Annotated in this window: 12 protein-coding genes; 1 reads left to right on the top strand and 11 read right to left on the bottom strand. The window is 61.4% G+C overall.

Annotated features, from left to right (window positions below; translation table 11 throughout):
- Nucleotides 1–34 precede the first annotated feature (34 nt).
- The 11 genes from MTP16_RS23715 to MTP16_RS23665 all read right to left on the bottom strand — a co-directional run bounded on the left by MTP16_RS23715 (nucleotide 35) and on the right by MTP16_RS23665 (nucleotide 10,768).
- The gene (locus tag MTP16_RS23715; protein ID WP_243520420.1) at nucleotides 35–1,168 is read right to left on the bottom strand and encodes an FAD-dependent monooxygenase; all 1,134 of its coding nucleotides are present in this window, start codon (nucleotides 1,166–1,168) and stop codon (nucleotides 35–37) included.
- A gap of 149 nt (nucleotides 1,169–1,317) precedes the next feature.
- Nucleotides 1,318–2,079: a cyclase family protein gene (locus MTP16_RS23710; RefSeq protein ID WP_243520418.1), complete on the bottom strand. Its 762-nt coding sequence runs from the start codon at nucleotides 2,077–2,079 to the stop codon at nucleotides 1,318–1,320.
- Between the two features lie 54 nt (nucleotides 2,080–2,133).
- Complete coding sequence (locus MTP16_RS23705; RefSeq protein ID WP_243520416.1) at nucleotides 2,134–2,430, bottom strand: antibiotic biosynthesis monooxygenase family protein; 297 nt, start codon at nucleotides 2,428–2,430, stop codon at nucleotides 2,134–2,136.
- Between the two features lie 19 nt (nucleotides 2,431–2,449).
- Nucleotides 2,450–3,370 (bottom strand): fumarylacetoacetate hydrolase family protein, encoded by a 921-nt coding sequence (locus MTP16_RS23700; protein WP_243520414.1) that lies wholly within the window; start codon nucleotides 3,368–3,370, stop codon nucleotides 2,450–2,452.
- 23 nt (nucleotides 3,371–3,393) lie between these two features.
- The gene (locus MTP16_RS23695; RefSeq protein ID WP_243520412.1) at nucleotides 3,394–4,140 is read right to left on the bottom strand and encodes an SDR family NAD(P)-dependent oxidoreductase; all 747 of its coding nucleotides are present in this window, start codon (nucleotides 4,138–4,140) and stop codon (nucleotides 3,394–3,396) included.
- Nucleotides 4,127–5,434, bottom strand: coding sequence for a histidinol dehydrogenase (hisD, locus tag MTP16_RS23690; RefSeq protein ID WP_243520410.1), 1,308 nt, complete (start codon nucleotides 5,432–5,434; stop codon nucleotides 4,127–4,129). Before hisD ends, MTP16_RS23695 begins: the two co-directional genes overlap by 14 nt.
- A gap of 33 nt (nucleotides 5,435–5,467) precedes the next feature.
- Nucleotides 5,468–6,574 carry an alpha/beta hydrolase family protein gene (locus MTP16_RS23685; protein ID WP_243520408.1) on the bottom strand — a complete coding sequence of 369 codons (1,107 nt, stop codon included), beginning with the start codon at nucleotides 6,572–6,574 and terminating at the stop codon, nucleotides 5,468–5,470.
- Nucleotides 6,575–6,614: 40 nt separating this feature from the next.
- Nucleotides 6,615–7,568 (bottom strand): VOC family protein, encoded by a 954-nt coding sequence (locus tag MTP16_RS23680; RefSeq protein ID WP_243520406.1) that lies wholly within the window; start codon nucleotides 7,566–7,568, stop codon nucleotides 6,615–6,617.
- 51 nt (nucleotides 7,569–7,619) lie between these two features.
- Nucleotides 7,620–9,110, bottom strand: coding sequence for a glycoside hydrolase family 1 protein (locus MTP16_RS23675; RefSeq protein WP_243520404.1), 1,491 nt, complete (start codon nucleotides 9,108–9,110; stop codon nucleotides 7,620–7,622).
- A gap of 4 nt (nucleotides 9,111–9,114) precedes the next feature.
- Nucleotides 9,115–9,576, bottom strand: coding sequence for a hypothetical protein (locus MTP16_RS23670; RefSeq protein ID WP_243520402.1), 462 nt, complete (start codon nucleotides 9,574–9,576; stop codon nucleotides 9,115–9,117).
- Nucleotides 9,577–9,853: 277 nt separating this feature from the next.
- Nucleotides 9,854–10,768, bottom strand: coding sequence for a helix-turn-helix domain-containing protein (locus tag MTP16_RS23665; protein ID WP_243520400.1), 915 nt, complete (start codon nucleotides 10,766–10,768; stop codon nucleotides 9,854–9,856).
- A 361-nt stretch (nucleotides 10,769–11,129) separates the two neighbouring features.
- Here MTP16_RS23665 and MTP16_RS23660 point away from each other — a divergent pair, with 361 nt between their 5' ends.
- Nucleotides 11,130–14,024, top strand: a complete 2,895-nt coding sequence (locus tag MTP16_RS23660) for a TonB-dependent receptor (RefSeq protein WP_243520398.1) — start codon at nucleotides 11,130–11,132, stop codon at nucleotides 14,022–14,024.
- Nucleotides 14,025–14,082 lie beyond the last annotated feature (58 nt).

The following is a 14,082-nucleotide window of genomic DNA, read 5'->3' as shown; positions in this document are numbered from 1 at the left end:
GCTTGTACTCTGCGAGGCCGGACTACTTGGAACGCTATATCGGCGCGCCCATCCGGCCCGACGCCTGGCCAATCATTGCAGCTACATTGGCACCTTCGGGCAGCTTGCCCTGCCACTCCAGCTGCTCCCACTCGCTCACGGTGTTGGAGCTGTCGACCACCATTTTGCAGCGCTCGAATCGGCGGTTCATAAACTGTTCCAGCACCTCGTTCACGGGCTGATTGGTAGCCAACAGCTCGGCCAGCACCACGGCGTCTTCAATGGCCAAGCTGGCGCCCTGGCCCAACTGCGGGATGGTGGCGTGGGCCGCGTCGCCGATGATAACCACGCGGTTCTTGTACCAGGGCGCGGGCATCAGCAGCGTTTCCAAGGGGCGGTAAATGATGCCGGCCGGGTCGGTAATCTGCTCGGCGGCTTGGCGCACCAGCGGGGCCGTATAGCCTTCCAGCAGCGCCTTCATGCGGGGCAGTAGCTCGGCCTGCGGAATGGCCGGGTTCTCGCCCTCGCACGAGAGCAGGAACATGTACATCCGGTCCTTGGTCATCGGAATCAGGCCCACCCGCGTGTTGCGGCCCATGTACATGTGGCCAGTGGTCAGCTCGGCGGGCCGGTCGAAGGCGTAGCGCCACACCGACTGCCCCACGTAGCGTGCCTTCTGCGGCCCGAACACCAACGTGCGCACCTTGGAATTCACGCCGTCGGCGCCCACCACCAGGTCATAGGTGCCGGTGCTGCCGTCCGTGAACGTCACGTCCACGCCATCGGCGCGGTTGTCGAGGGCCGTTACGCTTAGGTTCATGCGGCAGTTCACGCCGTGGGCCTGCGCGCCGTCGCGCAGAATGGTGTGCAGGATGCGCCGTGAGATGCCATTGTGCGGCAGAAACCGGCCCAGCGGCGGTGGCCCAATCGTTGTAAACTTGTGGCCATTGGGCGCGTGCAGGTCAATGGGACCGTAAGGCGAGCCTTGTTCGAGGCAGGCATCGGCCAATCCCAGGCTATCGAGCGCCCGCAATGCGTTGGAAGGCTGGATGATGCCCACCCCATACACGTCAAAAGTGGGGTGTAGCTCTGCAATATCAACCTCAATACCAGCTTGGCGCAACGCCACGCCGGCCGATAAGCCGCCAATACCGCCGCCAACGACGAGAACCTTTTTAACCGATGCCATAACGTGGGAATTTGGGGGAGAAGGGGAGGTTATAGAACGTCATGCTGCGCTTGTCGAAGCATCTCTGCCGCTTCGTTGCTACAGGGTTGATTACATGCATGGTAGAGATGTTTCGACAAGCGCAGCATGACGTTCTTGAATTTCAATAACTAGTCCTCGAAGATGGCCACGGCCCGCGTCCAGCCAGCGCTGCCACCCTTTATTTTGGCCGGGAAGCAGGCCACTTTGAAGCCGAAGGGCGGGAGCTGGTCGAGGTTGGCCAGCTTCTCAATCTGGCAATATTCTTTTTCGCGCCCCACATAGTGCGCGGCCCAAATCACGCCGGGGCGCGGGTTGGCGTGGTAGTCGGCCGCTTGCAGGTGCAGGGGCGGGTCCCAGCCCCAGCCATCGGTGCCCATTACCTTGATGCCCTGGTCGATAAGCCAGTGCGTGGCCTGAGCTGAGGCCCCGACGTGAATCTTCACGAAGTCATCGTCGTGCAGGCGCTTGTCGGCGTCGCAGCGGATGAGCACAATGTCGAACGGCTTGAGCGTATAATTAATGGCGGCCAGCTTCTCCTGTACATCTTCAGTCGTGAAGCAGTAGCCGTCGGGTTTGTCGGTGAAATCGAGCACCACGCCATCGTGGAAAAACCAGTCCAGCGGCATCTGCTCAATAGTGCGCGAGGGCTTGCCTTCCGACGTGGGGAAATAGTGCCACGGCGCATCGACGTGGGTGCCGGCGTGGCCCGTCACGGTAATGACTTCGCCCGCCGGCCCGTTGCCTTCCAGAAACACATCCGCCGAAGCCCCGCCAAACAGCTTGGACCCCATTTTGCGGGCGCCTTCCTTGTGGTCTTCGTACTCGATGCTGGTGGGCAGCGGCTCCTTAATTTCGGGCGAAATGGTAACCGAAAGGTCAATGATTTTCATGGTCGGGGAAAGAGAGGGATGGGTTTGAATCTAATTATCGAAGGCTGCGGCAGCTTAGCTTTCAGCCAGTAGATGGAAGTGCTCAACCGCCGGCGGCGTAGCGAAAAAAGGTCCGATTAGCGCGCGCCACTGCGTAAAAAGGGCTGATTGGCGGAAGCCTTCGGTGTGGTCTTCCAGGGTCTGCCAGCGCACGAGCAGCACGTACTTGGTGGGAGTCTCAATACCGCGTTGCAACTCGTGGCGCACGTAGCCACTGGCCTGGCTGATGACCAACTCGGCCTGCGCGAACTGCTCTTCAAAGGCCGTTTCCCGGCCTGGCACAATATCGAAAAGGGCAACTTCTAAAATCATCGGAGGAAAGGACTAACGGTTACACTATCTGATTGCGCAGCACGCCCAGCCCGTCTATTTCCAGCTCGATAACGTCGCCGGGCTCCAGGGCGCGGTGGGCTTCGAAGTTGGTTTCAATCAGGCTGCCCCAGCCCACCGTTCCGGAGCCGATGATGTCGCCGGGATGCAGGCTGACGTGGTTTTCCGAGGCCCGGGCCATCATCTGGCCGAAGGTGTAGTGAATGGTATTGAAGTTGCCGTCGGCAATGGTTTGGCCGTTGATGCGCGAGGTCATCCGCACGTTGAAGCGGCCGGTGTCGTCGCGGTAGGCTTCCATCTCATCCTTCGTCAGGATGTAGGGCCCGATGACGTTGGCGAAGTCCTTGCCCTTGGCCGGACCCAGGTTGCAGCGCATCTCGCGGGCTTGAATGGCACGGGCCGTAAAATCGTTGAAGATGGTGTAGCCAAAAATGTAATCTTCTGCCTCCTCGGCGGCGATGTTCGTGCCTTTTTTGCCCAGCACGCAGCCCATTTCCAGCTCGTAGTCCAGCCGCGTTTCGCCTACTGGTCGTGGAATATCAGCCCCCGGCCCGTAAACAGCTTGGTGGTTGGTGAAGTAGAAAATAGGCATCTCATACCACTCCGGCGCCACCTTATGGCCGAATTTTGACGAAGCATTCAACAAATGCTGCTCGAAGCTGATGTAGTCGCGGAAGCTACGCGGGTTGGGCAGCGGGGCCAGCAGTTGCACGGCGTCGAGCGGGTGCGTGGCGGGAGCATTTGCCCAGCCGTGCTCCTTAATAAGCTGGAAATATGCCTCGTGCTGGTCGATGAAACTAAGCATATCGGCCGGCAGCGCGCCCTGGCTGAGCTGGCGCATGTCGACCACGCCCTGCCCGTCGGGGGTGAGCCAGCCGGCGCGGGCCTCGCCGCCAGGAGTTTGAAAGGTGACCAGTTTCATGGGCTGATTGTGTTGAAAATCGTTTAGCGAAGGGGCCGGCCGCCATCGACCGGGAGAATGGTGCCGGTGGTGAACCGCAACGTGGTGGCCAGGGCCAGCACGGCGTCGGCCACATCGGCGGGCGTGGCCAGGCGGCCCAGCGGCGTAGCATCGACTTGAGCTTGCAGGTAGGCCGGGTCGGCGCGGCTGGCGTACTCGCCCAGCACCCAGCCCGGCGACACCGACATGACCCGCACCGCCGGAGCCAGGGCCCGGCCCAGCGAGCGGGTCAGGCTGTCGAGGGCTGCTTTGGAAGCGCAGTAGGCCACGTTGCTGCCGATGCCCGTTTGGCCGGCTACCGAGGATATGTTGACGATAAGGCCATCGCCGCTAGCCGTGAGCAGCAGCTGGCAGGCCCGAATCATGGCAAAAGCGCCGCGCCAGTTGGTGGTAAAAATCCGGTCAATCCATTCATCGGAAAGCCCGGTGAGGTCGTCGTGCGGCACGGGCGTGGTCACGCCCGCATTGTTCACCAGCACATCCAGCCGGCCGTATTTGTCGGTGATAAAAGCGGCCAGCTCGTGTAGCCGGGCACTGTCATTGACGGGGGCATGGAAGGTGGCGTGGCCGGTACCGGGCAAGCTGGCCAACAGCCTCTCAGCCTTCGCTGCGTCGCTGTTGTAGGTAGCAACCACCGCCGCCCCAGCCGACGCCAGCGCCTGGCAGATGGCCGAGCCGATGCCGCCAGCCCCGCCCGTCACCACTGCCACGCGGCCACTAAGCGGGGGCATGAGCGGGTTCGGATTGGGGCTGGCCGTAGCGGCGCACCCGCAAATCAGCCTGCTCCTTGTGGCCCCAGAAGTTTTCGATGGCACAGAGCCGCGAGCAGTACTCGCCTACCAAGGCGCTGGCCTCGGCGGTGCGCACTTCCTGGTAGGAGCAGGTTTTCAAGAACTTGCCGACCCACAGGCCGCCGGTGTAGCGGGCCGCGCCTTTGGTGGGCAGGGTGTGGTTGGTGCCGATGACCTTGTCGCCGTAGGCCACGTTGGTGCGCGGTCCCAGGAACAGGGCCCCGTAGTTGGTCATGTGCTCCAGGAAGTAGCGCGGGTTTTCGGTCAGCACTTCCACGTGCTCGTTGCAGAGCAGGTCGGCTTCGGCCACCAGCTCGTCCACCGAATCGACCAGGATAACCTGACCGTAGTCGCGCCAGGCCACCCCGGCGATGTCGGCCGTGGCCAGCGTTTGCAGCTGGCGGTCTACTTCGGCAATGGTGTCGTGGGCGAGTTTTTCGTCCGTGGTCAGCAGGATGGCGGGGGAGGTGGGGCCGTGCTCGGCTTGGCCCAGCAGGTCGGTGGCGCACATTTCGGCGTCGGCGGTGTGGTCGGCGATGACTAGAATTTCGGTGGGGCCGGCGAAGAGGTCGATGCCCACCTGGCCGTAGAGCTGGCGCTTGGCTTCGGCCACGTAGGCGTTGCCGGGACCCACCAGCATGTCGACGGGGGCCACGGTTTCGGTGCCCAGCGCCATCATAGCCACGGCCTGCACGCCGCCGAGCAGGTAGATTTCATCGGCCCCGGCCAGGTACATGGCGGCCACGGTTTCCGCCGGAATCTGCCCGTTGATGGGCGGGGTGCAGGCAATAACGCGCTTCACCCCGGCCACCTTGGCCGTGAGCACACTCATGTGGGCTGAGGCCACCATGGGGTAGCGCCCGCCGGGCACGTAGCAGCCCACGCTGTTCATGGGCAGGTTGCGGTGGCCCAAAAACACTCCCGGCAGGGTTTCCACTTCCAAATCGAGGATAGTGGCGCGCTGCTTCTCGGCGAAGTTGCGCACCTGCGCCTGGGCAAACTTGATGTCGTCGATGGTGCCCGGCGCGATGCCCGCCACGATGGATTCAATCTGCTCCTGAGTCAACCGGAAGCTCTCGGGCGCCCACTTATCCAGGCGCTCCGACAGGGCACGCACGGCCGCGTCGCCGCCGCTGCGGATGTCCTGAATCATGCCCTCGACGGTGGCGCGCACCTTGGCATCAGCCTCGCCCGATTCGGCGTAGGTGATGCCTTTTTTGATGATTTTTTTCATGAGAAAGCAGGTATTGAAATTGGGCGTCGGCGGCTATTTGGTTAGCTGCTGCTGCATCCAGTCGAACAGCGGCAGCACTTTGGTCATGTTATCCACGTGGCAGTGGGCCGAGCCGGTGCTGTCGGCGGGGGTGATGTTGAGGTACTTCTCACAGGTCAACTCGTCGAACATGGCCTGGGCCTGGGCCACGGGCACCTGCCGGTCGTCGCCGCCGTGCGAAATGTAGGTGGGGCACTGAATCTTATCCACCACGTCCTTCATCGTGAACTGGGTGAGCTTTTCGCGGGCCTCGGCCATGTTTTCCACGCCCACGATGTGGCAGAGCACCGACGAAAGCGGGTGGTTGTCGGGGCGCTTGGCCCACACATCGTAGTAGTTGTACACGGCGCTCCAGATGCCGCAGGCCCGGAACCGGTGCTCAAAGGCCGCCGAGCGGGCCGCCATGTAGCCACCCATGCTCACGGCCATGATGCCGATGCGCTTGGGGTCGACGTCCAGGTTCTCGATGGCCCAGTCGAAGGCCGCTGTGGCGGGCACGTTGTAGTCGTAGCGCGTCAGCATGTTGCGCAGGCGCAGGCTCTCGCCCTGGCCCGGTCCGTCAAGAATCAGCAACGAAATGCCGCGCTCGTTCAGCATCTCGTAGGGGCCGAAAAACAGCTCCTCGGCCGTCGAATCCAACCCACCAAACATGATGACCAACGGCCCGTGTTGCTGGCCGGGCACCTCGAAGAAGTAACCCGTCATCTCTTGCCCTTCAAACGGGATGGACACGCGGCGCGGCGGGTGGTCCATCAGCGCGGCGGCCTCGCGGAAGGCTTTCACGCCCTTGCCGTAGGTTTCGTTTTTGCGCGGGTCGGTGGGCACCTGGAAGAACTCGGCCATGCGGAAGTAGTTGGCAGCCCGCAGGTAGGTGGCGCGGGCCGACAGCAGCCGGCCTTCGGCGCGGGCCTGCTCGGCCTCGGCCAGCACCATGTCGCCCTCCAAGTTCCAGCTCTGGTGGAAGCTCTCAAAATCGCCCGGCTTGATGCGGCTGGCCGCCTCCAGACACTCGTTGAATTCGCCGCCGCCAAAGTGGCTTTGCGCCAGGATGCGAACGAGCTGGTAGGAGAACATATAGTGCTCCGGATAGTAATGCCACATGGCGAATTAGCTTGAATATGAATGGATTGAACCGGTCTGGCTACGCCACTTCTTCTTCCTTGGTCTTCACCGAGCCGTGCTCGGCCTTGAAGCCGCCGTCGGCTTTCCAGGGGTTGGTGTTGCCCCAGGCATCGTTGGGATTGTCCTTGAGGTAATGCACATCCGGGCCGTGGTCAGGGGCGAAAATCAGGCGGGCCCCGGCGTAGAATTCGAAGCGGTTGCCGCCCGGCTCGTCGATGTAGATGAAGAAGCCTTCGTCGGCCTTGTGGCGGGTGGGGGCGCCCATGGCCAGCTTGTGGCCGCGCTCAATCACGTAGTCGCAGGCCAGCAATACTTCCTCGCGGCTATCGAAGGCGAAGGCGACGTGGTTGAGGGCGCCCATGCCCGGCTGAATGTGCGGGTCGGTGAAAATGGCGATGTCGTGCGAGAGGTTGCCGATGCTAAAGAGCCCGCCCACCGGCGGAATCTGGTCGGTGATGCGCACCTCGTCGGGGTTTTTCAGGCCCAGGCCCTTCCAGAAGGCCTTTTCCGCCGGGTAATTGGTCGTATTAATCGTAACGTGGTCGAAGCGGCGGGGCGAGAGGCCGCGGCGGCGGTTGCTGGCGTAGCGGTCGGTGAAAACGCTGGCGCGCTCGCCGGTTTCTTTCAGCCATACCACGTCCCAGAATACCTCGTGCAGGTGCCCGTCGGGCGACTGGAAGCGGTAGGCACGGCCGTGGCCCAGGTCGCCGTCGGTCCAGCCGCGGCCGGCGCCGGTGCTTTCCAAGTGGGCCACGATGTCTTCCAACGCCTCGGGGCTGTCGGCGCGCCAGCCCAGGCAAGCCAGGCCGGGCGTGTCGCGCTGCGTGAGCTTGAGGGTATGGTGGAAGTAGTCGCCCCAGCAGCGCAGGTACACGGAAGTGCCGTCGCGGCCGGTTTCGTCCAGGCCCGCCACATCGGTGAAGAACTGAACGGAGGCTTCCAAATCGGTGGTGTACACCTCAATGTGGGCCATTTGGGAAAGGTAATGCGGATTGCGTGCCATGTGATGCGGGAGCCCCAGGGGCTATTTCGGTTGTTGTTTGAGAATGGATTGGTAGAGGTAGTAGCTCTGCTTGGGCAGGCGGTTTTGGGTCGCGAAATCCACATGCACGAGCCCGAGCTTCACGGTGTAGCCGAAAATCCACTCGAAATTGTCGGCGTAGCTCCAGTGCAGGTAGCCGATGGTTTTGGAGCCGTCGGCCACCGCCCGCTGCACGGCGGCCAGGTGGCCCACCAGGGAGCGGCAGCGGTTGGTGTCGTTGATTTTGCCGTTCACCACTTTTTCGTCCACGTCGCCGAAGGCCGCGCCGTTCTCCGTTATCAGCACCGTCGGGTTCTGGTAGTCGGCCTTGATGCGCATCAGCAGGGCGTACAACTGGTCGGGCCGGGTGGGGCCGGTGCTGCTGGTGGGGGCCGGCTCGGGGTTGAGGCCCAGCCAATTCACGCCAAAGGGAGACGTGGGGTCAGCCTTTACCATCGCCGGCGCATAGAAATTCACGCCCAGAAAATCGGGCTTAGTAGCGGCCAGCGTTGCCATTTCGGCCGCCGTGGGCTTGAAAGCCGGGTTATATTTCTGTAGCGAATCCAGTGCCTGCTTGGGGTAGCTGCCGCGTAGCGCACCGTCCAGAAACAGCTTGTTCAGCAGCACGTCCTGCCAGGGCGCGGCGGCTACGTCGGCGGGGTTTTTAGGGTCGAAGGGCAGGCAGGGCCCGAGGTTGAGCGTGATGCCCACCTGGCCCGGCAGCTTCAGGCGGTGGTAGTCGGCCACGGCGCGGGCACTGGCCAGCAGCATGTGGTGGGCCCCGGTCATACCCGCCGCGTAGCGCACCGCGGGGGCGGCCTTGCTCTGCTCCAGGTTCATCAAATAATGCTGCACGAAGAACTCAATGTACGGCTCGTTGAAGGTGATGAACTTCCTGACTTTCTGGCCATACTGCTTGAAAATCACGTCCGCGTACGCCGCGTACCAGCCCACCGATTCCGGGTTGGCCCAGCCGCCTTTTTCAATCAGCGCCTGCGGCATATCGAAGTGGTAGAGCGTCACCACCGGCTCGATGCCGGCGGCCTTCAGGTCGTCAATCAGTTGAGCGTAGTGGGCCACGGCTTTGGCATTCACCGCGCCCGTGCCCTGGGGCATGATGCGCGACCAGGCAATGGAGAAGCGGTAGGCATTCACGCCCAGTGCCTTCATCAAGGCAATGTCTTTGAGGTAGGTGGCGCGGTCGTACATGTTGTCAGCCACGTTGCCCGTCTCCTTTTTGCCAATGGTGAACTGGGTGACGCCAATTTTATTGGCCATAAAATCCCAGTTCGATTCGCCCTTGCCGTCGGCCTGGTAGGCGCCCTCCACCTGATAGGCCGCCGTGCTGGTGCCCAGCAGAAAGCCCTTTGGAAAACGAATGGAAGCGGCCGTGGGTGCCGCCATGCCAGGAGCCGCGGCGGTTTGGGCCCCTGCTGGCACCCAAATCAGCGAGCTCGCCAAAGCAGCTATCAGGTGGCGAAAAATTCGGTTCATACGCTTAAGCAGGGTTGGCCGCGCCAAGCGGCAAGTGAAAGAATCGGGCGGCCCGCCGCACCGCCACGAAGGAACTGAGCGCTCCGGTCGCGCCGCCCACCAGCGACGACAGCGCCAAAGCCGTGGGTTTGACCAGCACGAAGTGCCCCAGCCCAGCCGCTCGCGCCGCTAACAGCGCTACCGCCACCGGAGCGGCAAACAGCAGCGAAATGACTACGCCATTGAGCACGGCCGCCGGCAGCCAGCTGCGGCTTGCTGGACGCCCCGGAATGGTGGCAAACGTGGCAATGGTGGTGGCTAGGGCCGAGATGCCCACCGCCGGCAGTAGCAGCGTGAAGAGATTCGGGGCCGCATCAAGCCCGTTCACAGCCGCGTCGTTCCACATGATGGCGGCCGGAATGACGGCGTTGATTACCAGGTTCAGCCCGGTGGCCAATAGCGCATTGCGCCGGATGAATTGCTGCATTGCCAGGGTGGGATTGGGAGAGAAGCGGGCGACCATCTAAGCCGCCGTGTTTGAGTAGTAGCAAATGATTTGAGTGAGTAATAACTCACTGTCATTTACCCTGGCAAAAGTAGGCTCGGCTTGCAAGGCAGGCTTGACCGATTGCGGCATTTGATATGCACAATCAATCCATTGAACTCGTTCTTGAAATATCCCAACTCTTTACGTCCACCATAAGAAAACCCCGAGCCTAAATAGGCCCGGGGTTCCGTCTGTTAACTGGTCATTTTCCAAGCTGTTAACTGCCCTCGATGGCTGAAAGCTTGTATGCTTTTGGCGTACTATTGGTCTTGAGGCGGAAGAAGCGGCTGAAGCTGCTTGGGTCCTCCTTGCCCAACTTAAAGGCGATTTCGCTGATGGTAAGCGTGGATTGCTTGAGCAGGGCCTTAGCCTCAAGCAGCACCATTTCATCGAGCGTGTCCTGGGCCGACTTACCGGTGACGGTCTTGACGCACTTGTTCAGGTGGTTGGGCGACACGGCCAGCAGCTCGGCGTAGGCTGCCACCGAGTGCTTCTCATATATATGTTGGGCCAGGGCATCCTTATAGAGCTGCGTGATGCGGACGGCGGCGTTCTTGCCGGGCTGCGCGTCGGGGTTGGCGAAGGGCTTGAGCTCGGTGAACAGGGCCAGCAGGTACACCCGGATGAGGTCGAGCGACGCGGGCGAGTTGGTGTTTTCGGCCCGCTCCAGCTGCTGCAGGATGTGCAGCACCGGCCCCAGCGCCTCGGGGCTAATGCGGATGACCGGGTTGCCGGTGAACTGCAGGAACGGCAGTTGGCTGAGTACGCCGGAATGCACAAACCCTTTCGTTAGCAGCTCGATATCGAAGTGACAGTAGAAGCCTTCGGCGTCGGGCGTCATGAATTCGTGGGTGGTAATCTGGGTAGCGGGCAGGAAGAAAAAGGTGTTGTCGCCGATTTCGTGCTCGTCGAGGCCCTTACTGCGCTTGGTGGAGCCCTTGGTGATAAACACGAAGTCGTGCACGGTTTTGCGGTGCGGGGCCAGCGGGAAGGGAATGTGCCCGACGTGCGTTTCGAGCCGGTTGATGTGGAAGAGGTTGTTCAGCGCCGAGGTCTGCCATTCGGCCCAGGCCGAGAAGTGGTGCACGCCCAGCGCGGCCGGGTTGAGGAGCGGAATCTGCTTGGGGTTCATGGCACTGAGTGGGAAGTACGCGGGAACGGGAGGATGGTAGTAGGCAGTAACCGGCCGCACGATTTCAACGCATATTGAGCTGAATGAGGCCTGAAAACGATTGAGAATGGATTGAATCCGTGTAGTGGATTGCTAAAGTATAGGAAATGCCGCAATTAGCCTATACCTGCCTCTGTAGGTGGAATACTTTTGCCTGACACAAATCTAGTGAGTTAATACTTACTCACTGTTTGGTTTGGGCCGTCTGCTTCTTCTTGGCCGCCTGGGTTACAGGCTTGGTAAGAACATGACGGAGCTGTATCGCGCCGTTGGCGCCCCCTGAAACTGCACATCTAACCTCATTATTCAAAAAATCCCCACCATGACTCAAACCACTATCCTCTTACCTGTAGCACGCGCTTCGCGGTGGCCTATGCTGGGGCTGCTGGGGCTGCTCTCGTTTCAGCAGGCGATGGCGCAATCGACCGGCAACCTTTCGGGGCGTGTGACGGACCCCAAAGGGGCGGGCCTGCCCGGCGCCACGGTGGTGGTGAAGGGCACCAGCAACGGCACCTCCACCGATGCCAACGGCGCCTTCACGCTGAAAGGGCTGGAGCCTGGCAACGTCACGCTCACGGTGTCCTTCGTAGGCTACACCACTAAGGACGTGCTGGTGCCCATCGACAAGCAGGGCGACAACCTGAGCATCAGCATGGCCGACGACAGCAAGTCCCTGGACGAGGTGGTGGTGACCGGCGTGTTCGACACGCGCACCAAGATGGAGTCGTCGGTAGCTATTTCGACGCTGAACAGCAAGCAGATACAATTGCTGGCGCCCACCAGCGCTGCCGACTTGCTCAAAACCGTGCCGGGCGTATACGTGAACCAAGCCCGGGGCGAGATTAATAACACGGTGTACACGCGCGGCATTTCGGCGGGCTCTATTGACAACGCCAACGGCTATTACTACGTGTCGCTGCAGGAGGACGGGCTGCCGGTGACCAACGTGAACCTGAGCGTGGACAACTTCCTGCGGGCCGATGCCACCATTGCGCGCCTGGAGGCGGTGCGGGGCGGCACGGCGTCCATCCTGGGCACTAACTCGCCAGGCGGTATTTTCAACTACGTGTCGAAAACCGGCGGTGCGAAAACGGAAGGAGAAGTACGCACGCGCTTCGGACTGGAAGGCAACGGCAAGAACCCCTACTACCGCGCCGATGCCAACCTGAGCGGTCCGCTGAACGCCGACAAAAGCCTAACCTACAGCATTGGGGGGTTCTACCGCACCTCGCAGGGCGCCCGCTACCCCGGCTACCAAATGAACAACGGCGGTCAGGTGAAGGGCAACATTGTGAAAAACTACGCCACTGGCTCCTTGAAGCTCTACGGCAAGCTGCTGCTCGACCACAACGCTGTGGCTGAATTCATTCCGACCCAGAGCTTTTCGGACCCCAAAATTCTGTCCGGTCTGTCGGCTACCGACTCGTACTATTTGCCCAACATCTCGGTGCCATTCCCCGTGAACGGCGGCGACACGCGCACCTTCAACACCACCGACAAGGTGTACAACCGCGACCGCAGCCTCGGGCTGCTCTGGACGCAGGAGCTGGGCAGCGGCTTCACTATCACCAACAATTTCCGGTATTCCAACCAGGCCAACACCAACAACACGCCGAGCGTGGTGACGCCGATTTCGACCACCAGCCTGCTGTTTTACGCCATTCCGCACTTGTTGGGCAACTTCGGCACCTACACCTTCACCGATAAGGTGACCGGGCAGGTGCTGGGCACGGTCACGCAGTCTCCGAATATCATCAACGGACAGTTTGCGGGCTTCAACTTCACACCGGGGGCCAACAATAACTTTCCCGGGGCCAACGTGCAGCCCAACTCGCTGTTTTTCTTGCCCATGTTCTATCAGGACACGAAAATCCAGAATATTCTTGACCGGTTTGCCATCAACAAGAAGCTGGATAATATGAGCTTTACGGCGGGCGTGTTTTACGCCAACACGCTGGTGGACCGCGTGGGCGGGGCCACCGATGCCGGTATCGGCTTCGGCACCATTCAGGACAAGCCGCACCTCACGGACATCACCCTGACGGCCTTCAACGGCACCAAATACCAGGTGACCGACCCCAACGGCATCGTGGACGTGGGCCGCGACGGCCTCAACCACAACCACGGCCGCCAGGAGCAGATTGCCGCCTTCTTCGGCCACGACTGGAAGCTGACGCCCAAGCTGACCCTCGACTATGGTCTGCGCTACGAGCACACGAGCCACGTGGGCTATAACGTGCAGCCCGTGCCTAATCCGCTCCGCTCAACGGCGGGCTACGGCGGGCGCGACGGCAACCCGCTCACGCTCTACGATAACGGCGGCGGCACCGACGGCCCGCCCCTGAACTTTGACCAGAAGTTCAACACCTTCTCCTACACGGCGGCCCTCAACTACGCCTTCAGCGACTCCTATGCCCTGTACGGTCGCTATTCCAACGGACATAAATCGCCGGATTTGACTTACTTCTTTGCCCTGAACACACCCTACCTGCGCGACAACCCCAACGCCTTCTCGCAGCAAACCGAGCAGATTGAGCTGGGCTTCAAGGTGAAAACCAATAAGCTGAGCGGGGCCCTCACGCCCTTCTACAGCCAGCTGAGCAACGTGGCCACGGTGCAGACCTTCACCAACGCCGACCAGACCACTTATACTCCGCCCGTGCAGTTTGCCCGCTACCAGACCTACGGCGTGGAGGCCGAAGCCAATTACGCGCTGTCAAGCAACCTGTCGGTGCGGGCTACGGCCACGGTGCAAACCTCGAAGGCGACCGAAATCAGCAGCTGGATTTCGAACACCCCCGGGCCGCAGGACGACGCGCTGGTGAGCTATTCGGGCAACGAAACAGACAACAACGCCAAGCTGATGCTGAGCGCGGCCCCTACCTATACGCTGGGCAAGTTCCTAGCCCAGGTGAACTGGTTCTACCTTGGCGACCGCCAGGCCAACGTGAGCAACGCCTTTAAGCTACCCGGTTTCAGCCAGTTCGATGCTACGGTGGCGTATGATTTGAACGACCATTTCCGCCTGCAGGGCAACGTCAACAACATCTTCAACGTGTACGGAATTCTGGGCTGGGTGGGCCCCGGCGGCTTCCCCGCCGCTCTTGACCGCCAAGCTTTTACGCCCGCCTACGTGCAGGCCAATCCCAACGCGGTGTATGCCACCCAAGGCTCGATGCCGCGCTCGTACTTCCTGTCGGCAGTGTACAAATTTTAGTACCTGTTCAACGGAGCCCCTCACGTCCCCGAAGGGGGCAGTGAGGGGCTCCGTTGAC

Source organism: Hymenobacter monticola, assembly GCF_022811645.1.
Lineage (GTDB): Bacteria > Bacteroidota > Bacteroidia > Cytophagales > Hymenobacteraceae > Hymenobacter > Hymenobacter monticola.
Note: the sequence above shows the minus strand (reverse complement) of the source record. Positions and strands in the feature narration are given on the sequence as shown.

Coding starts and splice junctions, on each gene's coding strand:
- MTP16_RS23660 (WP_243520398.1), top strand. CDS start 11,130: ATGACTCAAACCACTATCCTCTTACCTGTAGCACGCGCTTCGCGGTGG.
- MTP16_RS23695 (WP_243520412.1), bottom strand. CDS start 4,140: ATGCCCCCGCTTAGTGGCCGCGTGGCAGTGGTGACGGGCGGGGCTGGC.
- MTP16_RS23700 (WP_243520414.1), bottom strand. CDS start 3,370: ATGAAACTGGTCACCTTTCAAACTCCTGGCGGCGAGGCCCGCGCCGGC.
- MTP16_RS23680 (WP_243520406.1), bottom strand. CDS start 7,568: ATGGCCCACATTGAGGTGTACACCACCGATTTGGAAGCCTCCGTTCAG.
- MTP16_RS23670 (WP_243520402.1), bottom strand. CDS start 9,576: ATGCAGCAATTCATCCGGCGCAATGCGCTATTGGCCACCGGGCTGAAC.
- MTP16_RS23665 (WP_243520400.1), bottom strand. CDS start 10,768: ATGAACCCCAAGCAGATTCCGCTCCTCAACCCGGCCGCGCTGGGCGTG.
- MTP16_RS23715 (WP_243520420.1), bottom strand. CDS start 1,168: ATGGCATCGGTTAAAAAGGTTCTCGTCGTTGGCGGCGGTATTGGCGGC.
- MTP16_RS23685 (WP_243520408.1), bottom strand. CDS start 6,574: ATGTGGCATTACTATCCGGAGCACTATATGTTCTCCTACCAGCTCGTT.
- MTP16_RS23705 (WP_243520416.1), bottom strand. CDS start 2,430: ATGATTTTAGAAGTTGCCCTTTTCGATATTGTGCCAGGCCGGGAAACG.
- hisD (WP_243520410.1), bottom strand. CDS start 5,434: ATGAAAAAAATCATCAAAAAAGGCATCACCTACGCCGAATCGGGCGAG.
- MTP16_RS23710 (WP_243520418.1), bottom strand. CDS start 2,079: ATGAAAATCATTGACCTTTCGGTTACCATTTCGCCCGAAATTAAGGAG.
- MTP16_RS23675 (WP_243520404.1), bottom strand. CDS start 9,110: ATGAACCGAATTTTTCGCCACCTGATAGCTGCTTTGGCGAGCTCGCTG.